The sequence below is a fragment of the Caulobacter sp. ErkDOM-E genome, assembly GCF_048541895.1.
Classification (GTDB): domain Bacteria; phylum Pseudomonadota; class Alphaproteobacteria; order Caulobacterales; family Caulobacteraceae; genus Caulobacter.
This window is the reverse complement of the sequence record NZ_CP183331.1, coordinates 435,965-457,906: the sequence shown is the minus strand read 5'-3', so window position 1 is coordinate 457,906 and position 21,942 is coordinate 435,965. Positions and strand designations below refer to the sequence as shown.

At 66.9% G+C, this 21,942-nt stretch carries 19 protein-coding genes; 9 read left to right on the top strand and 10 right to left on the bottom strand.

All coding sequences use genetic code 11. From position 1 onward, the window contains the following. Window positions 1–126: 126 nt before the first annotated feature. Together ACN2C7_RS02260 and ACN2C7_RS02255 are read right to left on the bottom strand one after the other, a co-directional pair. Entirely contained in the window at window positions 127–1,932 is a 1,806-nt protein-coding gene (locus ACN2C7_RS02260; protein WP_419319584.1) for a cation:proton antiporter, read from the bottom strand. Between the two features lie 20 nt (window positions 1,933–1,952). Then, the gene (locus tag ACN2C7_RS02255; protein WP_419319583.1) at window positions 1,953–2,213 is read right to left on the bottom strand and encodes a helix-turn-helix transcriptional regulator; all 261 of its coding nucleotides are present in this window, start codon (window positions 2,211–2,213) and stop codon (window positions 1,953–1,955) included. 71 nt (window positions 2,214–2,284) lie between these two features. Here ACN2C7_RS02255 and ybaL point away from each other — a divergent pair, with 71 nt between their 5' ends. Both ybaL and ACN2C7_RS02245 read left to right on the top strand, forming a co-directional pair. Beyond that, complete coding sequence (gene ybaL / locus ACN2C7_RS02250; RefSeq protein ID WP_419319582.1) at window positions 2,285–3,949, top strand: YbaL family putative K(+) efflux transporter; 1,665 nt, start codon at window positions 2,285–2,287, stop codon at window positions 3,947–3,949. 372 nt (window positions 3,950–4,321) lie between these two features. Next, window positions 4,322–5,482 (top strand): serine hydrolase domain-containing protein, encoded by a 1,161-nt coding sequence (locus ACN2C7_RS02245; protein WP_419319581.1) that lies wholly within the window; start codon window positions 4,322–4,324, stop codon window positions 5,480–5,482. Window positions 5,483–5,700: 218 nt separating this feature from the next. Here the strand turns inward: ACN2C7_RS02245 and ACN2C7_RS02240 are convergent, their stop codons facing one another. Then, window positions 5,701–7,053 carry an alpha/beta hydrolase family protein gene (locus ACN2C7_RS02240; RefSeq protein WP_419319580.1) on the bottom strand — a complete coding sequence of 451 codons (1,353 nt, stop codon included), beginning with the start codon at window positions 7,051–7,053 and terminating at the stop codon, window positions 5,701–5,703. 314 nt (window positions 7,054–7,367) lie between these two features. Between ACN2C7_RS02240 and ACN2C7_RS02235 the strand changes: the two genes are divergently transcribed. From ACN2C7_RS02235 to ACN2C7_RS02215, 5 genes are all read left to right on the top strand, one after another. Next, entirely contained in the window at window positions 7,368–7,763 is a 396-nt protein-coding gene (locus ACN2C7_RS02235) for a DUF2946 family protein (RefSeq protein ID WP_419319579.1), read from the top strand. Between the two features lie 66 nt (window positions 7,764–7,829). Beyond that, window positions 7,830–9,902, top strand: coding sequence for a TonB-dependent receptor family protein (locus ACN2C7_RS02230; RefSeq protein ID WP_419319577.1), 2,073 nt, complete (start codon window positions 7,830–7,832; stop codon window positions 9,900–9,902). Between the two features lie 9 nt (window positions 9,903–9,911). After that, entirely contained in the window at window positions 9,912–10,415 is a 504-nt protein-coding gene (locus ACN2C7_RS02225) for a YcnI family protein (RefSeq protein ID WP_419319576.1), read from the top strand. Between the two features lie 14 nt (window positions 10,416–10,429). Continuing rightward, the gene (locus ACN2C7_RS02220; RefSeq protein ID WP_419319575.1) at window positions 10,430–10,915 is read left to right on the top strand and encodes a copper chaperone PCu(A)C; all 486 of its coding nucleotides are present in this window, start codon (window positions 10,430–10,432) and stop codon (window positions 10,913–10,915) included. Between the two features lie 96 nt (window positions 10,916–11,011). Next, window positions 11,012–13,144: a M13 family metallopeptidase gene (locus ACN2C7_RS02215; protein WP_419319574.1), complete on the top strand. Its 2,133-nt coding sequence runs from the start codon at window positions 11,012–11,014 to the stop codon at window positions 13,142–13,144. Between the two features lie 114 nt (window positions 13,145–13,258). Here the strand turns inward: ACN2C7_RS02215 and ACN2C7_RS02210 are convergent, their stop codons facing one another. From ACN2C7_RS02210 to hisS, 7 genes are all read right to left on the bottom strand, one after another. Further along, window positions 13,259–13,633, bottom strand: a complete 375-nt coding sequence (locus ACN2C7_RS02210) for an ammonium transporter (RefSeq protein WP_419319573.1) — start codon at window positions 13,631–13,633, stop codon at window positions 13,259–13,261. After that, a complete protein-coding gene (locus ACN2C7_RS02205; RefSeq protein WP_419319572.1) occupies window positions 13,630–13,926 on the bottom strand; it encodes an autorepressor SdpR family transcription factor in 297 nt (98 codons plus the stop codon). The genes ACN2C7_RS02210 and ACN2C7_RS02205 overlap by 4 nt, the downstream gene beginning before the upstream one ends. A gap of 41 nt (window positions 13,927–13,967) precedes the next feature. Further along, window positions 13,968–14,666, bottom strand: coding sequence for an HTTM domain-containing protein (locus tag ACN2C7_RS02200; protein ID WP_419319570.1), 699 nt, complete (start codon window positions 14,664–14,666; stop codon window positions 13,968–13,970). Further along, window positions 14,663–15,094 carry a hypothetical protein gene (locus ACN2C7_RS02195; RefSeq protein ID WP_419319569.1) on the bottom strand — a complete coding sequence of 144 codons (432 nt, stop codon included), beginning with the start codon at window positions 15,092–15,094 and terminating at the stop codon, window positions 14,663–14,665. The genes ACN2C7_RS02200 and ACN2C7_RS02195 overlap by 4 nt, the downstream gene beginning before the upstream one ends. 442 nt (window positions 15,095–15,536) lie before the next feature. Continuing rightward, a complete protein-coding gene (hisG, locus tag ACN2C7_RS02190; RefSeq protein ID WP_419319568.1) occupies window positions 15,537–16,499 on the bottom strand; it encodes an ATP phosphoribosyltransferase in 963 nt (320 codons plus the stop codon). Beyond that, the gene (locus ACN2C7_RS02185) at window positions 16,496–17,623 is read right to left on the bottom strand and encodes an ATP phosphoribosyltransferase regulatory subunit (protein WP_419319566.1); all 1,128 of its coding nucleotides are present in this window, start codon (window positions 17,621–17,623) and stop codon (window positions 16,496–16,498) included. Before ACN2C7_RS02185 ends, hisG begins: the two co-directional genes overlap by 4 nt. A gap of 3 nt (window positions 17,624–17,626) precedes the next feature. Continuing rightward, window positions 17,627–19,102: a histidine--tRNA ligase gene (gene hisS, locus ACN2C7_RS02180; RefSeq protein WP_419319565.1), complete on the bottom strand. Its 1,476-nt coding sequence runs from the start codon at window positions 19,100–19,102 to the stop codon at window positions 17,627–17,629. 354 nt (window positions 19,103–19,456) lie between these two features. On the opposite strand from hisS, the gene ACN2C7_RS02175 reads away from it, so the two are divergent. Both ACN2C7_RS02175 and ACN2C7_RS02170 read left to right on the top strand, forming a co-directional pair. Then, the gene (locus ACN2C7_RS02175) at window positions 19,457–20,716 is read left to right on the top strand and encodes a hypothetical protein (RefSeq protein ID WP_419319564.1); all 1,260 of its coding nucleotides are present in this window, start codon (window positions 19,457–19,459) and stop codon (window positions 20,714–20,716) included. After that, window positions 20,713–21,885, top strand: a complete 1,173-nt coding sequence (locus tag ACN2C7_RS02170; RefSeq protein WP_419319563.1) for a hypothetical protein — start codon at window positions 20,713–20,715, stop codon at window positions 21,883–21,885. Before ACN2C7_RS02175 ends, ACN2C7_RS02170 begins: the two co-directional genes overlap by 4 nt. Window positions 21,886–21,942 lie beyond the last annotated feature (57 nt).

Sequence of the window (21,942 nt, the reverse complement as noted above, 5' to 3'; positions counted from 1 at the left end):
CGCAAGGGCTTGGTGCATGAAAAGGTGGCGCTTTGTCGCAGTACGGCCACACCTATGCTGTTGTTCGCGCGCCACGGGAAGATTCGGCCAGGCGCGACCCGCGGCGCCCACCGGGGCCAGGCGCCGCTATCGCAGCGACGCGTCCCTCAGCCGCCGGCGGCGACCGCCCAGGGCGTCGGGACGGTTCAGCGCCTTGCGATATTCATCGCGGCGCTCGTGGATCGAGGCGATGACCAGGCCCATCGGCACGCCGATATCGACCAGCACCGCCTCGGACAGCTGCAGGCTGGCCTCGATGGTCTCGGGCACGGCGTCGGTGGCGCCCAGCTCATAGAGGCGCGCGGCATGGCGCGCGTCGCGGGCGCGGGCGACGATGGTCAGGTCAGGCCGCGCGCCGCGGGCGGCGGCGACCACCGCCTCTGCGGCTTCCGGCGCGTCCATGGTCACGACCACCGCGCGGGCGGTGGCCAGTCCGCAACGCTCAAGGAGCTCCAGTCGAGCGGCGTCGCCATAATAGATGCGGCTGCCATCGCGCCGCCCCTGCTCCACCAGCCGGGCGTCGCGCTCGACGGCGATCCAGGGCAGGTCGTGGCGGCCCAGCATCTCGCCGACCAGCTTGCCGACCCGGCCATAGCCGATCACCAGCACCTGGCCGGACGGCTCGGGACCGACCCGATCGGGCTCATCGGCCTGGCCCTGGCCAAGGGGCGCTTCGGACGTCCTGGCGACGGCGGCCTTGCGACCCAGGTGCGCGCCCAGGGCGGCGAGGGCCGGGATCAGGAACATGGTCAGGGTGGCCGAAACCAGCACCGCCTGGCCCACCGCGCGCGGCACGACCTGCGCGCCCATGGCGTTGTCGAGAATGACGAAGGCGAACTCGCCGCCCGCCGCCAGGATCAGAGCCGCCTCGGCCGAGGCCTTGGTCCCCAGCTTCATGGCCAGGCCCAGGCCGAACACCATGGCCGCCTTGACCACCAGAAGGCCGATGGCGACGCCCAGGATCAGCGCGGGCTTGGCGACCAGCAGCGACAGGTCCAGGCGAATGCCCAGCGACACGAAGAACAGGCTCAGCAGCAGGCCCTTGAACGGCTCGATCTTGACCTCGACCTCGTGGCGATACTCGGTCTCGGCCAGCAGCACCCCGGCCACGAAGGCGCCCAGGGCCATCGACAGGCCCGACAGGGCGCTGACCATGCCGGCGCCGATGATCACCAGCAGGCAGGCGGCCATGAACATCTCTTCGCTCTTGGCCTTGGCGACGGACTTGAGCATCGGCCGCAGGAACAGGCGCCCCGCCAGGACGATGGCCGCCAGGCCCGCAGCGGCCGGGGCCAAGGCCAGCAGGTCCTTGAGCGCAAAGGCGCCGTCGCCGCGTCCCAGAATGGTCAGGGTGATCAGGATCGGGGCGACGGCCAGATCCTGGAACAGCAGCACCGAGAAGGTCGCCCGTCCGCCGTCGGAATGCAGCCTTCGCCGCTCGGCCAGCACCGGCACGGCGATGGCGGTGGACGACAGGGTCAGGGCGGCCCCGATCACCAGGGCCGCGACAGGCGGCTGGCCCAGGGCCATGGCCGCCAGGCCAAGGGCGACCGAGCAGCCGATCATCTGGGCCGCGCCCAGGCCAAACACCAGCTTGCGCATCAGGCGCAGCCGCTCCCACGACAGCTCCAACCCGATCATGAACAGCAGGAAGACGACACCGAACTCGGCCAGCTGGGCGATTTCGTCGGGATTGTCGACGGTGACGTAGTCGAGCCACGGGGCGACATGGATGAAGCGTCCAAGCCCGTAGGGCCCCAGGATCACGCCCGCCAGCAGGAAGCCTAGGATCGGATTGATCTTCAGCCGCTTGAAGATCGGCGCGACGACGCCTGCGGTGGCCAGGAACAGGACCAGGTCCTTGTAGTCCGCTGGTGAAACCTCGTGCTGCACGCGCGCTCCTCTTTCTCCGCCTAGCTTGCCAGTTTCAGCCTGACGCCCGCCCCGGCGTCTCCCGGTGCGCTGCCCGGCGCGATCAGCATGACCCCACCCGCCTCGAAAGCCACGATCAGAAGGCGTTCGGTGCTATGGTGCAACGCATGACGCTCGGTTTCGAAGTCCTTGACCGTGCTGCGCGACACCCCCGCCCGATCGGCGAGCTCGCCTTGCGACCAGCTGAGCAGGCCGCGGGCGCCCCGACACTGGGCCGGCAGGAGAATTTTTGCGTGTGGCATCTGGCAGATCCGGGGCCCGTCACCCATATTGGTTGAATACGACCGAAAATGTTGACCGTCAAGGAGAGCCTTTGCACCATACCTCGCTGATCGTCACCATCGTCGCGGGTCTGGGGCTGGCCTTCGTATTCGGCGCCCTCGCCAATCGGCTGAAGCTGCCGGTGCTGGTCGGCTATCTGGTGGCCGGCGTGATGGTCGGGCCGTTCACGCCCGGCTATGTCGCCGATCAGGAGCTGGCGCCGCAGCTGGCCGAGATCGGCGTGATCCTGCTGATGTTCGGCGTGGGGCTGCACTTTTCGCTCAAAGACCTGATGGCGGTGCGCAAGATCGCCATACCCGGGGCCGTGGTGCAGATCGTCGCCGCCACGGTGATGGGCCTGGGCCTGGCGCTCGCCCTGGGCTGGACCGTCGGAGGGGGGATCGTCTTTGGCCTGGCCCTGTCGGTCGCCTCGACCGTGGTGCTGCTGCGGGCCCTGCAGGAGCGGCGGCTGGTCGAGACCGGGCGTGGCAAGATCGCCGTCGGCTGGCTGATCGTCGAGGACCTGGCCATGGTGCTGGCCCTGGTGCTGCTGCCCGCCCTCTCCGGAATGCTGGGCGGTGAGGCCGCCGCCCCCGGTCCCGGCGGCGTGGCCGGCGCCTTCGCCATCACCATCGGCAAGGTGGCAGCCTTCGTCGCCTTCATGCTGATCGTCGGCCGCCGCGTGATCCCGTGGATCCTGCACCGCGTCGCCCATACCGGCTCGCGCGAGCTATTCCGTCTGGGCGTGCTGGCCATGGCGCTGGGCGTCGCCTTCGGCTCGGCGGCGCTGTTTGGCGTGTCGTTCGCCCTGGGGGCCTTCTTCGCCGGCATGATCATGGCCGAGAGCGAACTGTCCCAGCAGGCCGCCAACGAGACCCTGCCCCTGCGCGACGCCTTTGCGGTGCTGTTCTTCGTCTCGATCGGCATGCTGTTCGACCCGATGGTGCTGATCCGTGAGCCGCTGGCCGTTCTGGCCACCCTGGCGATCATCGTGGTGGGCAAGTCGATCGCCGCCCTGATCATCGTGCTGGCCTTCCGCCGACCGATGAGCACGGCCCTGACGATCTCGGTCAGCCTGGCCCAGATCGGCGAGTTCTCGTTCATCCTGGCGGGGCTGGGCGTGTCGCTGAAGCTGCTGCCGGAAGCGGGCCGCGACCTGATCCTGGCCGGCGCCATCCTGTCGATCCTGCTCAATCCGTTGCTGTTCGTGATCCTCGACCGCTTTCTGCCCCGGATGCTCGCCCGCGAGCGCGAGGCGGCCGGCGAGCCGCCGCTGGTCGCCGCCGCCCGGCCTCACGCCCTGCTGGTCGGCTATGGTCGGGTCGGCAAGCGGGTGGCCGTGGGCCTGAAGGGCCGCACGCCGCTGGTGGTCATCGAAGCCGACCCCGAGCGCGCCGCCGAACTGCGCGCCGCCGGCTTCGAGGTGGTCAACGGCAATGCGGTGCTGCCCGAGGTGCTGCTGAAGGCCGGCCTGGCCAGGGCCACCCACCTGTTCGTCGCCGTGCCCAGCCCGTTCGAGGCCGCCCGGATTATCGAACAGGCCCGCGCCGCCAACCCCAAGGCCGAGATCATTGCCCGGGCCTATACCGACGCCGACGTCGAACTGCTGAAAAGCATGGGCGCCAACCACGCCCTGGTGGGCGAGGACGAGATCGCCAAGGGCATGCTGGCCCGCGCGCCGAAGAAGAAGCCGGTCGCGGCGGCGGGTGGGCATTAGGGGAGCTGGATTTGGCTCTTAGGCGACCTTGGGAAGGTCCGCTCGGGGCCAGTGAACATCACGTTCGCAATGATGGGGTCAGGTATTCGAGTCCCCTAAGCACCACCCATCCCGAGTAGCGCCAGATAGGGAGCTGATCCTGCTTGGCCGCTGCCGCACGCAAACCTGACAGCCCCGTCCGCCCTGAGGCAACAGTTCGCCGGGCTGCATCGCCGTTCACCGATCAAGCCATGCCATTGACCGAGCCTGGGTTGACGGGCGTGCAGCGAACGGGTCAACCGACGCCACGACCAGCCCATCCCTCAGCCAACGTGCCGTTCCGCCTGATCCGCGATTGCGGCCGGTCCCCCCGAGCTCTGGATAGCCAAAAGAATGCTGAAGACTATTTCCGCCGCAATCGGCCTGATTGCGATCATGGGCGGCCTTGCCAATAGCGCAAACGCCCAGACGACGCAGATCGCAGACGCGGACAGCAAGACCGCCGCGATTGAACGCCTGGTTCAAAGCGAGATGGCGTCCCGCCGTATTCCGGGGCTCCAGCTGGCGATCGTGAAAAACGGCAAAATCATCTTCAAGGGCGCTTACGGCCAGTCCGACCTCGAGACCGCCAAGCCTGTCACGGACCGCACGGTTTTCGGTATCAATTCGATCAGCAAGGCCTTCACCGGCGTCGCGGCGATGCAGCTTGTCGAGGCCGGCAAGCTCGATCTCGACGCCTCGGTGACGCAATATCTCCAAGAGCTGCCGCCCTCGTGGAAACCGATCACGGTCCGCCAGATCCTGACGCACACATCAGGCCTGCCCGAGATCATCGACGACAACACCCGGCTGATCGACGGCGCCGAGCCCGACGCCGCCTGGGCCAAGGTCCAGACCCTTCCCCTGAGATATGCGCCCGGCACGCAGTATGCCTACAACCAGACGGGCTATGCCCTGATGGGCAAGATCATCGAGAAGCTCTCGGGCAAGCGCTTCGTTGATGTCGTTGGCGAGGGGCAGTTCAAGGCGGCGGGCATGGCGCACGCGCGCTTTGGAAACACGGCCGACACCGTGCCCGAGCTGGCCCGGCTCTACACCTATCTGACGCTGCAGATCACGGACATGAGGACCGTCGGCGTCGAGCGCAGCGAGACCCCGCTTGCGCGCCAGGAGGTGTGGCCGGCCTATATGCATCCCACCGCAGGCGTTCAGGCCACGGCCACAGATCTGGCCGCATGGGTTATCGCGCTGCAGAAGCGGCAATTGGTCAGCGAAAAGGGCCTCGAGCAGCTCTGGACACCGCAGCAACTGCCCGACGGAAGCTATCGCGGCTTCAACAAGACCATCAATGGCTATGGACTAGGCTGGCCGGTCATTCGCCGCGCGGAACACCCCGCGATCACGCCCACGGGCGGCAATCGCGCGGCCATCTTCATCTACCCCAAGGATGACCTTACGGTGATCGTTCTGACGAACCTGCTGGGCGCTTCGCCCCACAGTTTTGTCGACCAGATTGCGTCGCAATACATCCCCGATCTCGCTGTCGAAAACTGACGATAGCGTCTCGTCGCGAGGGCGGCCGGATGGGCGGTTGGCAAAAGCCGATCGGTTCAAGGCAGGGCGCCGTCACTCTGACGCCCGGTGGCGGGACCCTTCAGGTTTGGGTCCCGAGAACGCCTATGCACTCGCGGCGAAATTGTTGGAGGAACGTGGTGCGCGTGGCGTAGTCAGGAACGCTGATGGCGCCCTGCCCGCGCGACCGTGGCCCGTTGTCACAGCCCCGGCGGCGGCTCGGCGGTGTCATGGCGCAATTGTAGGCCCAACGCCCAACGGTTCTGAAAGCCCGGCCAGTAGCCGGCGCTCGCCGGATCCGACGGGGAGGCATAGAGGCCCTCTGTGGGCGCGCCTTGGCCGACGCGCCAGACGCCGTCCGCCGCCTTGGGCGTCGGCGCGGTCAGATAGCTTCCATGGGCTTTGTCGCCTTTCAGATGCGCGTCGAGGAAGGCGGTGATGAAGTGACGGTTGATCGCCAGGATTCGATCGCGACGCCAGACCGGCTCTTCGAAGCGCACGACCGATTGATAGTCGCTGATTAGGCTGGGCGGCGTGCCGTCGCGAGCGATATTGTGCCGCGCGTTCTCGTAGACGAGGAGATTGCGGTCGGCGCCCCGCATTGCGCCGTACAGCCAGGCGACGCCATCGGCGTAACCACTGACGTCGTCACGATCACCGACGATCAGCAGGCTTGGGACCGTGATCCTGGCCAGGCTGTCGGCCGTCCAGGCGCGCAGCGGCGGCGCGCCGCCCCAGGGCGCGAAAGCCACCATCGCCTTGACGCCCTTGGGCGTGTTCGCGGTGAAGTCCCGATTGTCGGTGGTGAAGGGTTGGAGCAGGCCCACAGGCGCGACCTTGGCGAGCGGGCCGTTCGGATCCAGCCCCGCGCCCATGGTCGCCAGCGCTCCGAAGCCGCCCATGGAGTAGCCGATCAAGGCGATGTTGCCCGGATCATAGACGTTTCGCAGGGCCCCTTCTCCGGCGGTCTTGGTAAGGGCTTCGATGACGAACCTTTGGTCGGCGACGCGCGTGATCACCGTCGTGGCGAACGACAGCTGCGGCGCGGCCAGGGTGACCGGCTCAAGATCGTGATGGTCGATCGAAGCCGCGACATAGCCCTTGGAGGCAAGGTTCTCGGCCAGGTCGCTGAAGCTGGTCGCCCAGTTGCGATAGCCGTGCGAGATCACCACCAACGGAAAGGCCTGGCCGCGCACCGGCTTGGCGTCGGGATAGGCCCCGCCGACCTTGTAGGGGACCTGGGCGGCGACTTCGCCCGCCGCGGGCTTGTCTGGCATGGTGTAGCGCACGGTGGCGGCGCCGGCCGTCGGGCGGGTGGCGGGGTACCAGATGGTCAGCGGCAGGACGCGATCACCGCGCACCAGCGTACCGGCGGCCAGATCGCTGGCCACAAGGTCCGGCTGGTCCTTTTCCGTCAGGGTCTGGGTGATCACGCCGACTGGGTAGGCGCCGGCCGCCGCCAAGGCGGGACCATCGGAGACAATCTCCCGCGCCAGGGCCGCGCTGGGCGAGGAGAACAGGAGGAAAAGCAGCAGGCCCGTCGGGAACTTCATAATGGCGCCTCTCCTACGCTTACTGGCGGCGCGATTCGCCGGCTCGGTTCGCGAAGCGGCATAGCCGAAGGCCAAGACAGGTTTGTCACGGTCACCCGGCGATCGATTGACGCGCCTTGGCCCGTCAGCAGTCACTAGAAGCAAAGCTTTCAAGCGACTTTCACGGACGCATCGCGAATTCGCAGCCTACCGGCTCTGAACGTCCGAAGTTTGTAGAGGCGCCAAGGTCTGCATGTGGCGCATACCACCGCCCGGCAAAAACCAAACACACCCCAATTGACCCCGCACACGCCAGCGCCTAGTCACCCCAGACCATGACCGCCCGTCGCGCCAGATCCGGCCCTACCCTGCTCGTCGCCCTGCTGGCGGCGTTCGCGGTGCTGGCCCAGACCCTGGTTCCGGCCGTCGCCATGGCCCGCTCGACCAGCGCGGGCGAGGCGATCATCATCTGTACGGCCGACGGCGCCAAGCTGGTCAAGGTGGGCGGCGAAGAGCCGGCTCCCAGCAAGATCTTCGGCGGCTTCAAGTGCGGCCAGTGCGTGGCCGCCAGCCTGGCCGCCATCACCCCCGACCCCGCCGCCACCATCGCGCCCGTGCGCTATGCCGTCCGCCTGGAAGTCGCCGTCGTGCGCACCCTGGGCGTTCGCGGCCATGCCCGCGCGCCGCCCCGTCCGCCCGGACAGGGGCCACCCGCCAACCTGAACGCCTGACCCAAAGCCTGCGCTGCGGCTGACGCCGCCCGCGCGTCTCGTCACGTTTTCAGGACTGCAATTTTCATGACCGTCACCTTCCGCCGCGCCCTCCTGCTGGGCGCCGCCGCCCTTTGCCTGTCGCCTGCTGCTCACGCCGCCGACACTAACCAGACCCAGATCGACTCGGTGCTGGTCACCGCCCGCCCCGATCCCGAAGACCCGCCCGCCGTGGCCCAGGCCCGCAAGCGCCTGTCGGAAACCCCCGGCGCGGTGGCCGTGATCTCGTCGGAAGCCTATGCCAACCGCTTCGCCCTGGGCCTCAACGACACTGTCCGCGACGTGCCCGGCGTGTTCGCCCAGAAGAAGTTCGGCGAGGATACCCGCCTGTCGATCCGGGGTTCGGGCATCGGCAACGCCAACCACAATCGCGGAACCCTGCTGGCCCAGGACGGCGTGCCGCTGAACGAGGCCGACGGCTATGGCGACTATCAGCTGATCGACCCGCTGCTGGCCCGCTACACCGAGGTCTACAAGGGCGGCAACGCCCTGCGCTTTGGCGGGGCCCTGCTGGGCGGGGCGATCAATTTCGTGACGCCGACGGGTAGGACGGCCGGCGCCGACAACCTGCTGCGCGTCGAGGGCGGATCGTTCGGCACGGCCCGCCTGCATGGCGAGGTGGCGCGCCAGTTCGGCGACAACGACGTCTTCGTCGGCGCCACCCTGATGAACGCCGACGGCTGGCGCCAGCAGAGCAACAGCTCGGCCGCGCGCCTGTCGGCCAATATCGGCCACAGCTTTAGCGAGGACCGCGAGGTGCGCCTGTATGTCAGCGGCGCGGACCTGCGCCAGCAGATCGCCGGCTCCCTGCCCCTGGCCCAGGCGCTGAACAGCCCCGAGAAAGCCGCCGCCGGCAATCTGGCCAATAACTACGGCCGCAACATGCGCAATGCCCGGGCCAGCGTGCAGACCACCTGGCGCCTGTCTGACACCATCGTGTTCGAGGGCGGCGTCCATGCCGCCTGGCGTGATCTGGACCATCCGATCTTCCAGGTCATCGACCAGGAGAGCCGCAACTTCGGCGCCTTTGGCCGGCTGGACTGGACGGGCGAACTGGGCGGCCACGCCGCTGACCTGTTCGCGGGCGCTTCCTACCGGATCGGTGATCTGGACGCCCGGCAGTGGCTGAACCTGCGCGGCTCCAAGGGCGCGGCCCAGGCCTTTTCGCGCCAGAACGCCGAGGCGCTGGATGTCTTCGCCGAAGGTCGCTTCTTCGTCACCCCGCGCGTCGCCCTCGTGGCCGGCGCGACCTACGGGACGGCGACGCGCGACTACCGCGCCTACAAGCTGGCCGGCGTGGCCTCGACCTTCGACCTGACCGCCAGCCGCGACTATGACTGGCTGGCCCCGCGCGTCGGCCTGCTGTTCCAGATCGACCAGGACAGCCAGGTGTTCGCCAATCTGACGAAGTCGGTCGAGCCGCCCAATTTCGGAGCCTATTCGCCGTCCGCCGCCGCCGGCTTCGCGCCCGTGGTTCCGCAAAAGGCCTGGACCGGCGAAATCGGCGCCCGCGGCCGCAAGGGCGCGTTTGCCTGGGATCTGGCCCTCTATCGCGCCGAGCTGAAGAACGAGCTGCTGAGCTTCGTGGTCGATCCCGCCCACCCGGCCGCCACCTTCAACGCCGACGAGACGGTGCATCAGGGCCTGGAAGCCGGCCTCGACTGGCGGTTCAACAAGCGCATCCGCCTGCGCCAGACCTGGGCCTGGTCGGACTTCCACTTCGAGGGCGACGCCCAGTATGGCGACAACACCCTGCCGATCGTGCCTGAGCACCTCTACCGCGCCGAGCTGAAATACGAGCACCCGGCCGGCTGGTTCGTGGCCCCGGCGGTCGAGTGGTCGCCGCGCGGCCCGTTCGTCGATTTCCGCAACAAGGTCCGCGCGCCCGACTACGCCATCGCCTCCTTGGGGGCCGGCTATAGCCGCGACGGGGTGACGGTGTTCGTCGATGCGCGCAATCTGTTCGACAAGCGCTATGTCGCCACCGTCAATCCGCTGGCCAATCCGGCCTCGGTCACGGCGACGACGATCGAAAACACGGCCGCCTTCTGGCCGGGTGAGGGGCGCGGCGTCTTTATCGGCGTCTCGGGCAAGTTCTAGGAGACCATGATGCGCAAGATCGCCCTCACACTCCTGGCCCTGGCCACCCCCCTGCCCGCCCTGGCCCATGTGGTCGCCGCGCCCGATACGGCGCGGGCGGGGTCCTATGCCGCCGTCGCTTTCCGGGTGGGCCATGCCTGCTCGGCGGGCGACGTCACCCTGAAGGTCCGCATCGAGATCCCGCCCGGCGTGGTCTCGGCCCGGCCCCAGCCCAAGCCGGGCTGGACCTATGAGATCGAGCGCGAGCCCGGCGCCGATCCCAAGGCCGCGCCCTCGGCGGTCACCTATGTCGGCCGCCTGCCCGACGAGGCGTTCGACGAGTTTCCGCTGCTGATGAAACTGCCGGCCACGGCCGAAACCCTGATCTTTCCGGTCATCCAGACCTGCGAGAAAGGAGAAAGTCAGTGGACGGAGGTTCCTTCCGCCGAGGCGCCGGGCGCGAAGCTGTCCCGCCCCGCCGCCGCCCTTCGCCTGATCCCCACCGAGGCCGTTTCGGCCGGCCACAAACATTGATCCTGGAGAGCCCCATGCGCACCGCACGCTTCCTGGCCCTCGCGGCCGTTCTCGCCTTCACCGCCCCCGCCTTCGCCGGCGACTACAAGGTCGGCGCCCTGACGATCGGCAATCCGTGGGCCCGCCCGGCCATGGCCAGCATGAACGGGGTCGGCTTCATGACCATCGCCAATGCCGGCGCCAAGCCGGTCAAGCTGGTCAGCGCCGAAAGCCCCCTGGCCGGCGTGGTGGAGATCCATCGCTCGGCCATGGCCAATGGCGTGATGACCATGCGCCGCCTGGACCAGGGCGTGACCATCCCGGCCGGCGGCTCGGTGGCCTTCGCCCCGGGCGGCTATCACTTCATGCTGCTGGGTCTGAAACAGCCCCTGGCCCAGGGGCAAAAAGCCCCCATAACCCTGGTCTTCGACAATGGCCGCCGCGCCGCCGTCGAGCTGACCGTGCAGAGCGCCGCGCCCCAGGCTTCGCAGGGATCGATGGGCGAACATCAGCACCACTAGCCGCCCATTCTGGCCGGACATGACAAATTTGTAAGGGAGCAAAACTTCCACGGCGGGGCAGATTGCGGCCAGCTCACACCAACGGATACGACTTCCATGAAACGAGTTTGGTTCGCCGCCGCCGCCGTGGCCGCGCTTTCCCTTTCGGCCTTCGGCGCCCAGGCCGGCGAGGACCATCTGTGCCTTGATGACGCCTGCACGACCCAGGCCCTGTTTGCCGCGCCCCTGCTGAATGGGACTTCGGAAGGCGCGGCCGGCGACCTGACCTCGCTGGAGTCGCCGCGCTACGGCGCGTGGGGCTTCGACACCTCGGGCATCGACAGCAGCGTCAAGCCGGGCGACGACTTCTACAAGTGGGCCAACGGCGCCTGGGACGCCCGCACGGAAATCCCGTCGGACCGCACGCGCTATGGAAATTTCGACAAGCTGTCGGAACTGTCGGAAGCCCGCACCAAGGCGATCATCGAGGCCGCCGCCGCCAACAAGGCCGCCGCGGGCGACACCGCCAAGGTCGGCGCCGCTTATCGCGCCTTCATGGACGAGGCCGCCATCGAGGCCCTGGACGCCAAGCCGATCGCGCCCTACCTCGCGCAAATCAAGGCCGTGAAGAGCAAGGACGCCTTCACCGCCCTGATGGGCCAGAGCAGCGTCGCGCCGTTCACCAGCCTGCTGGGCCTGGGCATCCAGACCGACGCCAAGAACCCCAAAGCCTATGCCGTCTATGCCGGGGCTGGCGGCCTGTCGCTGCCCGACCGCGACTATTATCTGGACGCCAAGTTCGCCGACAAGAAGACCGCCTATCTGGCCTATGTCGAACAGATCCTGACCATGGCCGGCTGGGACAAGCCCGCCGACCATGCCAAGGCCATCGTCGCCTTCGAAACCCGGCTGGCCGAGGTCACCTGGACCCGCGCCGAGCGCCGCGACCGCGACAAGACCTACAACCCCGCCACCCTGGCGGAATTGCAGGCCATGACGCCGGGCTATGACTGGAACCGCTATCTGGCCGGCTCGGAACTGCCCAAGGTCGACCGCTTCGTGGTCACCACCAACACCACCTTCCCGAAATATGCGGCCATCTATGCGGAAACCCCGCTGGACACCCTGAAGGCCTGGCAGGCGTTCAAGGTCACCGACGACGCCGCGCCCATGCTGTCCAAGCGCTTCGTCGAGGCCAGCTTCGCGTTCCGCAACAAGACCCTGTCGGGTCAGCCCGAGCAGCGCCCGCGCTGGAAGCGCGGCGTGGCCCAGGTCAACGGCATCCTGGGCGAAGCGGTCGGCAAGGACTATGTGGCGGCCTATTTCCCGCCGGAGTCCAAAGCCAAGATGCTGGACCTGGTGGCCAATATCCGCTCGGCCATGAAGACCCGCATCGACAATCTGGACTGGATGAGCGCCGAGACCAAGGTCAAGGCCCAGGACAAGCTGACCAAGTTCACCGTCAAGATCGGCTATCCCGATGTCTGGGAAGACTATTCCAAGCTCGAGATCAAGGACAACGACGCCTATGGCAACGCCCAGCGCGCCGGCGTCTGGGCCTGGCGCGAGGATGTCGAGCGCCTGTTCAAGCCGGTCGACAAGACCGAGTGGGGCATGACCCCGCAGACGGTCAACGCCTACTACAACTCGGTCAATAACGAGATCGTCTTCCCGGCCGCCATCCTGCAGGCGCCGTTCTTCCATCCCGACGCCGACCCGGCCGTCAACTATGGCGGCATCGGCGGGGTGATCGGCCACGAGATCGGCCACGGCTTTGACGACCAGGGCCGCAAGTCCGACGGCGACGGCGTGCTGCGCGACTGGTGGACGGCCGAAGACGCCGCCAAGTTCAAGGCCCAGGCCGACCGTCTGGGCGCCCAGTACGGGGCCTTCGAGCCGCTGCCGGGCATGAAGCTGAACGGCCCCCTGACCATGGGCGAGAACATCGGCGACATGGGCGGCCTGGCGTTCGGGCTGGACGCCTATCACGCCTCGCTGAACGGCAAGCCGGCTCCGATTCTGGACGGCCTGACCGGCGACCAGCGCATCTATCTGGGCTGGGCCCAGGTGTGGCGCCAGAAGCAGCGCGACGAGGCTCTCAAGCAGCAGGTCACCAGCGGCCCGCACTCCCCGGCCTATTACCGGGTCAACGGCACGATCCGGAACCAGCCGGGCTGGTACAAGGCCTTCGACATCAAGCCGGGCGACAAGCTGTACATCGCGCCGGAAGACCGCGTGAAGATCTGGTAGGTCCCGCACAGGGCTGAAAACTGAAGGGGTCGGCGCGCACGCGCCGGCCCCTTTTTCCTGACCCCGACGCCGAGCGGCCGACGCCCGCCTCACTCGTCTGGATGACCGTTCGAGCTACCCGGCTTTGGCCTTGTCCCGCAGCGACAGGCAGTAGCCGAGCGTCACCGCGATCCCCGCCACGACCGCGCCGCACCCGCCCACGACCGCCACCGGGATCGGGGCGAACACCCAGAGTCCGGCATAGATCAGCCCGCTCAGAACCAGCGACCAGGCCGCAACCCGCCTGGCCCCGCGGGCTCGCGCGCTGGGGACGAAGGTTTTGGGCAGCCGGTTGCCGGTCCAGGCGACCATCAGGCCCGTGGCGCCCAGGACCAGCCTTATGGTCGTATCGTTGTCGATATAGCCCTGCTTGCGGGCGAAGGACGCGACGAGCGCCAGGACGAGAATGCCGCCACCCCAGGCGAAGTCTCCGATCAGATCCTTGTTCATCGCGCAGTCTCCTTCTTGGGCTCAGGCGACTCTGCGCCCAGGCCAAATGAATGGACAAAGCCCAGCAGCGCCTCTTCGAGCACCGAAAGCTTCAGGTGATAGATGACGGACTTGCCGGCCTTTTCGGCGTGGACCAGGTCAGCCTCCTTCAGCACGGCGAAGTGCGCCGACATGGTCGGCTTGGAGACCTCGAACTGGTCGCTGAGCTCGCCGGCGCTCAGCGGCCCCTTGCGCAGAAGCTGCAGCACCCGTCGGCGGGTGGGATCGGAAAGGGCTCTGAACACCTGGCTCATGATGAGATGATTAGCTAATCATCGAAATGAGTCAAGAGCGCCTATAGGAGACGATCTTGCAGCCACAGGATCGCCGGATAGACCGCCAGCCAGGTCCAGAAGAAGCGGTTGAGCCCGAACAGGCAGGCATTGGCCAGGTGGAAGGTCCCGGCGATCACCAGCCCGGCGATCAGGGTCTCGCGCGACAGCAGGGTCAGGGGCAAGGCGAGTTCGAACAGCATCACCGCCCAGGACATCACCCGCAGCAGGCGCGGTCGATCGGCCAGGCGGCGCAGGTCCTCGCTGACCGGATAGGCCGAGAACCGGAACACGTCGGCCAGGGCCCGGCCGCTGCGCCAGTCGGGATTGACCACCTTGACCCAGCCGGAGATGAAATAGGACAGCATCAGCTGCAGCCCCAGATAGCCGAACACCAGCTCCTGCAGGGCCGGCGTCGGCATCAGCCGCGACAGGGTCAGGCACCACAGGGCCAGCAGGCCCATGCGATCGCTGCCGCCATTATAGGGCCCCTGGAAGCGCTGCAGGATCAGCAGCGACAGCCCCGCCAGGCCCAGCAGCCCCACCAGATCAACCGCCGGCCAGGGCGAGACCGCGCCGAGGATCACCAGTCCGCACAGTCCGATCCGCGCCAGGAACAGCGGCCGGTCGGCGCGGGGGCCGCTCAGGTGCTCGAGACTCTGCTGGATCAGGGCCAGGGCCAGCAGGGCCTCGGTCAGGCGGGCGGCGTTCTCGAGCGTCATCGGGCCGCGATCACCGACAGCCGGCGCGGGGCCGACTGGAACAGCACCTCGCGCTGGATCGCCTCGTCCTCGCGGCTGACGAAGACCAGCCGGAAGCTCAGCCAGTCGCCGGTCGCGCCGTCCGCTGTCAGATCGGCGGCGAGGCGCGTGAAGATCTCGTCCTGGCTGTGGTCGGTGGGGGCGTTGATCAGCCGCTCGGCGCAGCTGACCAGAAACAGCGTCTCGTTCCAGCGCGGATTCCACAGCAGCCGAGCCAGCAGGGTCCGCGCCGACACCCTCTGGGGTCGGGGGCGAAACTCGGTCCAGCCCCGCTTCGGGACGGCGGACGAGGCGGTCAGGGCGTATTCGATGCGCGGCGAGGGCGCGATCACGTCGAAGAAGTTCCACGACGGGATCAGCGCCGGCAGCAGGAGGCTGAGGGGCTTCAAATGGGGTCCCTCCTCCGCAGGCGGGCGAATCGACAGGCGCGCCGTGCGGCGCAGCGCGATCATCTCCGCCCTTGCGCCCCTTCCGCAATGGCGCGCATGGGGGTCGCCGCTACCCGGCGCTGAAACTTTTGACACTTGCGTCAAATATGGAAACCGGGGCCCAGATACACCAAACCCGCCGCGGGGGATAATCGCGACGGGCTGGCTATTTCTCGATCATTCGATCTAGGCGGGCGTTTCCTCCCCGAAACGCCGAAGGAAGGGAGCTCTCTGATGGGCTCTGTTCTTCCTTGCAAGCGTTAGAAACGTCATAATTGGGGCGGTGTCAACGACACCAAGCCCCTTTCTGCAACGGTTTGAGCTTTTTTTGACGAACTGGACGTAGTTTGGACGCGCCAGTCAAACTTATCACTGATCTCTCAGGATATTTTTGGCGATATCGTCAAATACCGCCCTTCAGGCGAGCGGCCAGCTGGTCCAGCACCCGCGACCGGGACTCAAACACGTAGTCGGGACGCGACACGGTGACCGGCTCGACCCCCGCAGCGGCCAAGGCGGCGGCGGCGTCGAACAGATCGGCGGTGGCCAGCAGGGCGCCGTTGGTCCGGCGCGAGCCGCCCTTGGCGACAAAGCCGGCGACGGCGGCCTGGGCCAGGTCGTCCTGTTCGGCGGGCCAGACCAGGGTGGCGAGCGTCCGCGCCCGGCCCTTGGCCTCGACCACCGCCAGCAACCGCTGCAGGCTGCCCAGCTGCTCTTGCGACCAGTCGGCGATCAGCGAGGCGGTCAGCTGGGCCTGGCTTTTCAGGATCACGCCGTCGGTCAGGATCTTCAGGCCGTTGGCCGCCAGGGTCGCGCCGGTGGTGGTGATGTCGACCACCAGTTCCGCCGCCCCGGCGGCCGGAGCCCCCTCGGTGGCGCCGCTGCTCTCGACGATGCGATAGTCGGCCACGCCGTGGCGGGCGAAGAAGGCCCGGGTCTGGGTCACATATTTGGTCGCCACCCGCAGGCGGCGGCCGGTGCGGGCCAGATGAGCGTGCCCGACCTCGTCGATATCGGCCATGGTGTCGACGTCCAGCCAGCTCTTGGGGGCGGTGACCACCAGGTCGGCGCGGCCAAAGCCCAGGGCGCGCAGCAGCATCACCCGGCTGTCCATGTCGTCGCCGCGCTCGCGCAGCAGGTCCTCGCCCGTGACGCCCAGGTGCAGCTCGCCGGCGTCGAGACCGGCCGCGATGTCGCCGGCCGACAGCAGGCGCACCGACACGCCGGGCAGGCCCGACAGTTCGGCGCTATAGCCGCGCGAGCCGCCGGTCATGTCCAGCTTGAAGCCGCACTCGGCCAGCCAGGCCTCGACCTGCTCTTTCAGGCGGCCTTTTGACGGAATGGCGAAGATCATTTGCGCGCTCATTCGCCGCCTCCCGCATAGGCTCGGGCGGGACGGACCATGCAGCCCACCGCGCCGGTTGTCCGCGCCGCCCCAAGGCGCGCGGGAAGCCCGTCATAACGACCGCCGGCCGCCACGGGCCGCTCGTCGCCCAGCGCCGCGCTGCGCACTTCGAACAAGTAGCCGTCGTAATAGCCGAACGCGCGCCCGAAGGCGGCGGTCAGCACCATGCGGTCCTCGGGCACGCCGCGCGCGGCCATGCCGGCCAGACGCGCGCGCCAGCCGTCCAGGGCCGCGTCCAGCGCCGCGCGTTGCGGGCCGGCCAGCGCCGAGATGGCGTCCAGCGCCGCGCCCGGACGGTCGCTGACCGCCAGGAAGGCGCGGACCGCATCGGCCTGCTCGGGCGACAGACGTCCGGCCTTGGCGGCCTCGGCGCGTTCGACCAGGCGGTGGACGATCTCGGCGGGACGGCGACCGCCGACCGGCTCGATGCCGGCCAGGGACCACAGCTCCTGCAACACCGCCGAGGCCTCGCCCTCGGGCAGGCCGGCCAGCAGGGCGGCGATCCGGCTCTGCTCGGCGCTGGCCTCGACACCGCCGTCCAGTTCGATCTTCAACTGGCGCGGCCGGGTGAAGGCGCGCTTCAGCCGGGCGGCCAGGGGCGCGGCCAGGCCCAGCGTGTCGACGAAGGCCCCGAACAGTCCCACATCGCCCAGCACCAGCGACAGGTCCGCGCGTCCGCCGGCGGCCGACGACGCCCAGGCCAAAGCGGCGATCTCGGCGTCGGCGGCGACGGGGTCGCCCGCCTCGAAGGCCTCGACGCCGATCTGCAGGAACTCCTCGGCCCGGTCGCTGCCGCGCGGCGCGACGCGGAAGGCCTTGCCGTCATAGAGATAGCGCCCCGACGCCGCCCCGGCCTCCAGGTGCGCGCGGGCGATGGCCACGGTGAAGTCGGGGCGCAGGCAGGCCTCTTCGCCCCCGTCGCCGGACACCACGAACAATCGCGACCGCATGGCCTCGCCGGCCAGGTCCAGCAGCAGGCCCAGGGGCTGCAGCACCGGCGCGTCGGTCAGCACGGCGCCGGCCGCCAGCAGCGGGGCGCGGATGGCGCCCAGCGCCTCCGCGGGAATGGAACGCTCGAGCCTCATGCCCTACCCTTCAATGATCTTGCGGACAGCGGCCACCAGCTCGCCGCGCGGGATCGTCTGCTGGCCGGGACGCTCGGCCTTCCAGGCGGCGTTGTCGGCCACGCCGGAGGCCAGCTCGCGGCCCAAATCGAGGTCCTTGATCGTCACCGTGCCGGCCGCGATCTCGTCGCCGCCCAGCATGATGGCGGCCGGCGCCATCCGGCGGTCGGCATATTTCATCTGCGGCCGCATGCCGGAGGTTCCGAGATACACCTCGGCCGGGATGCCGGCGTTGCGCAGGTCGGCGGCGACCGAGAAATACTCGCCCATGTGGGCCTGGTCGAAATTGATGATCACCACCGGCCCCCGCGCCGCGCCGCCGGGCTCGCGTCCCGCCGCCCGCAGGGCCGAGGCCAGGCGCGAGACGCCGAACGAGAAGCCGGTGGCCGGCACGGGCTCGCCGGTGAACCGCGCGATCAGGTCGTCATAGCGCCCGCCGCCGCCGATCGAGCCGAACGAGACCTTGGCGCCCTTCTCATCCAGGGTGGACAGCAGCAGCTCGGCCTCGAACACCGCGCCGGTGTAGTATTCCAGCCCGCGCACGATCGACGGCTCGAACATCGCCTGGTCGTCGGCGACACCCAGGCTTTTCAGGGCCGCATCGATCAAGGCCAACTCATTGAGCCCCTCGTCGCCCTCGGCCGAACCGCCGATGACATTGGCGATCTTGCTCAGGGTCTCCGAGCGCCCGCCGGACCCGGCCTGGACGAAGTCGAGCACCGCATCGATGGCCTTGCCCACCAGGCCCGCGCCCTTGGTGAAGGCGCCGCTCTCGTCCAGCCGCCCCTCGCCCAGCAGCAGGCGCACGCCCTCGACGCCCAGCCGGTCCAGCTTGTCGACGGCGCGCAGCACGGCCAGCTTCTGGCCGCCGGTCTCGACCCCGGCCGAGGTCAAAAGGCCGTTCAGCAGCTTGCGATTGTTGATCCGCAGCACGGCCGAGCCGCGCGGCAGGCCGGCGGCTTCCAGACCCGCCACGGCCATGGCGATGATCTCGGCGTCGGCCTCGGGCCGGGCCGAGCCCACCGTGTCGGCGTCGCACTGGATGAATTCGCGGAAGCGGCCGGGGCCGGGCTTCTCGTTGCGCCACACCGGGCCATAGGCATAGCGGCGGAACGGCTTGGGCAGGGTCTCCCAGTTCTGGGCCGCGAACCGGGCCAGGGGCGCGGTCAGGTCGTAGCGCAGCGCCATCCACTGGTCGTCGTCGTCCTGCAGGGCGAACACGCCCTCATTGGGACGGTCGCTGTCGGGCAGGAACTTGCCCAGGGCGTCGGCATATTCGAAGGCCCCGGTGTCCAGCGCCTCGAAGCCGTGCCGCTCATAGACCTTCGACACCGCCTCCAGAATGGCGCGCTCGGCCCGCAGGTCGCGGGCGCGCTTGTCGGCGAAGCCGCGCGGGGCGCGGGCTTCGGGGCGGAAGGTGTCTGCGGGCTGGTCGGTCATGTCGCGGCGTCGATCCTAGGAAGTCAGGTCTCGACGGATGGCGCTTTTCAGCAAGCCCCATCCGCCTTGGGCGGGGCTCTGGCTGGGTGTCGCTGTTTTAGAGCGAGCAGACCCGGCCGATCCCGCGAGGCGAGGTCGGATGGTGGTGGCGGCCGTGATGGTGCGGCGTGCGGGTCATTGCGGGCGGGCTATAGCCTAGCGGGGCGGAAGGGGGAAGGGGGAAGGGGGCGGCGAAAACGCCATGACCAAAGAAGGAACCGAGCCCTTGCCCGCTTGCCACCCAAATGCTGCGCCAACAATGGATGCTCGCAACCCCTGGTGTCACATGATAGCCCTGCAGCGGGGAGACGCATCATGGATCGAGAAACGCAAGGCGCATGGATCATTCACCATGGCCGCAAGGTCGCTTCAGATACCCGAGGCGCAACAGAGTATAGCGCAATTGATCTTGCCGCCAAAGCCGCCGCACTTCTGGCGCGGATGGCGGAAAGCAAAGAAGCTCGACTTTCGCAGTCCGAGGTAGTCGCTGCTGCACGCATAGGTGGGTTGAACCCGAAGACGGAACTTCAAGCGTGCCTTCGGCAGCTCCAGGACCGGCGAGTTGTCGATGTTGGTAGCGACGAAACAGTCGCCGTACTTGGTGTAAGCGGACGAACCGCACTCGGTCATGCAGCAGATTTATTTGAGGAAAATGAACCTCAACCTTTCGAACGCGCAGCTGTCGGCCTTGCGGAACTTGCATCGGAAACACCCGTAAACGCCACAGCTGCAGCGGAATACGTAAGCGATATCTATAAGTTAAGCAGCGCGGATACTGCCGATTTCCTCCAGCAAGCCTGGGAAATTGGCTTTGTTGATGCAGAGGGCGAGGGAACGGATCGCCTACTATTCAACGGAAACCTCTTTCGTCGAGACACTGCTGCAAAAACAAAAAAGGTGCTCGATGCCCTCACGCAGGCTGAGCAAGCCAAAATGGTCGAATTCGATCAAATGGTCAGCCGGCTAGGATGTGTAATGCTTTCGGTTGCAGAAAGGGTGCTGGGTGCAAATCTGCTCTCGAAGCTCCGGGCGGCGGCGCTCTACGATATGAATGTTGTCTCGAATGAAGCAGGCGAACATGTTTTCGTCACGGCACCTGGGGCCTTCCACAAGTTCGTGAATCCCATGGTCGATGATGCTTTTGACCATGCTAAGGCCCTCGTCTCTGGCCTGAGCTATGGCATGTCATTGAGCCCGACTGAGCGTGGCCGCCTTTTCGCGGTGGGTGCGCTGCTCAGAAAACTTCTGCGGGACGAGGAAGTGGGACCCGCCCCAGCCATCGGCTACGATTACCGTGCGCTAGAGTTTGATCGAGTGGTGAAAATCATTCCCACGGGCAACAACTACTTCAAAATGCGACTTCTAAAGCGTGAGGTCGGCGAACTGGCGCTGCAAGTTCTGGAAGGCGGAAACGCAAGCGCCGCGTCGCTTGAGAACCTACCAGGCGCGGGTATGAAAGGTTATACTCCGCCCGAGGTTGATCGTACACAGTATCGGAGGAAAACGCAGGGTGCCGCCAGTAAGGCGCAAACGCGTACGCTCCTTAGCGCAGTGCGAGGCGGAGGCAAATTGTGAGCCCGAAGAAAACCGGTTCGAAAGGCTTGCAGACCGAGGAGCTGCTGCGGAGATACTTTCTTCGCGCCGGCTTCTTTGTCGTCAGAGGCGTCCCAATACGACATGAGGGCGTCGATCTCACCGATGCTGACCTATGGGTTTACGAACGGTCTGCGACCCTAGCGCGCCGCAGAACTATCGTCGACATCAAGGACAAAGGGACTCCAAAAGCCGCCGAACGCTTGTTCTTCGTAAAGGGTCTCGCTGAGACAATTGGAGTCGAGGGCGCAGGCGTTGCAACCACTGACCCAAGACCCGGCTTACGGCGGCTCGCACGCAAGCAAGGAGTCCTATGGATTGACGGCGGAGATATCCAACGCCTTAAAGGCAGTGCGGAACTAGCCAATTGGGATCGGCTGGACGAAGAGGAGCTAGCCTCAGATGTCGCAACTCTCGATACGGCCAGAGCGACTCGAATACTTAGAGATCAATTCTCGCAACTGAAATCATCCATTGCCGATCGTTTCGGCGCATCGAGTGCAAACGTATCCTTGGAAAGCGCCGGCATCTTTGCGCGAGAAGTCACATCAGCCCATCCCTCTTCTGATAGCGCAAAGACGTTACTGAGACTTACATATCTAAGCACTGCGATTGCGGCGGCCTCTCTCGACTTTGCTTCGGCAGATACAGCGTTGCGACCAGCTGCCGAGCGCCTCAAGGGTCTTACCGATGCAATTCGCTATGGCTCCGATACTGATGGAACATTGGAAAAGGTACGTTTCGCAGAGTCTGCAATTCGCGAATACGCGCCGAATGGGGCTGGACTAGCCAAAGTTGTACGTGATGGAATTACAAAAGACTTGGCCGCAATACCTGCTGAAGGACTTGCAGAAATAGTTCTAAAAATGACGCGTGGCGATACATTATTTGAAGTCGCGCGCTTGTTAGAAAGTGCTGCCTTTTCCAGAACAGTTCCATCGTTCGACGAGCTGGAAACTCTGCCACGATCATTCGTGGGAGCCGTCTTGGATTTCGTGCGCATCGACCGGCCGACCTTTGCCAAGTCTGTAAGATCAAGCTCCCTCGTTCCAGCACAGATTTCAGGTATGCATGAGGGAACTCAACAGGCTTCCCAGTCTTTGGTTCCGGATGATATTCACACTACGACAAAGCCGGGCCAGCTAATTTAAGATAACACCAATCGGCAAGAGGCCACCTTCCCCCGGGAAGCACACCCCTCCTTACAT